Genomic DNA, 540 nt, shown 5'->3' on the forward strand with positions numbered 1-540 from the left:
GTCAAGTTCATTTTTCAGTGCTGTTACAATTATATTATCTAGTTCATCCATGCGGAAATTTGATAACTCTACTGAAATGGTATCTTTTACCTTTTGGATTTTTGTTTTATTTGTATTTATCCAGATAGTCAGCGAATGGCATATTTCTTTAGGTTTCTGCTTTTTTGTTTGTTCACTTGTAATTTGGGTATAGATTCTCTTCAATTGATTTATTCTGAATCCACGAGCTTTCTCCATAAGCGAAGTTAAATCTTGATATGTTTGAAGTTCTTTACTGTCAAGTTTCTCCTGCATTTTTTGGGTTATTTGTTCATCAGGGTATAATGAGTCCATTTTATTTGCTGTTTTCTTGAATTTTTCCCATGTTGATTCCCCATTTTCTGTTATCAGAATTTGACTGGCAATTGAGAAAACTCCAGCTTCTTCAAAGATTATATCAGTGATAAGTTCGTCTTTGGAAAGCGCTCTTCCTTTCATAGCTGGTTCTAAGACCTTTATGAGGGATTCAATAGTGTTATTTTCTGAAAACTCCCGTTTCAT

At 33.1% G+C, this 540-nt stretch carries 1 protein-coding gene; it reads right to left on the reverse strand.

What is annotated here, in order from left to right; all coding sequences use genetic code 11:
• The coding region (locus AMO08_RS05755) for a hypothetical protein (RefSeq protein ID WP_179850735.1) at positions 1 to 540 on the reverse strand (540 nt) is incomplete at both ends.

Origin of the sequence: Candidatus Pelagibacter communis (assembly GCF_001180205.1) — a bacterium.
Classification (GTDB): domain Bacteria; phylum Pseudomonadota; class Alphaproteobacteria; order Pelagibacterales; family Pelagibacteraceae; genus Pelagibacter; species Pelagibacter ubique_O.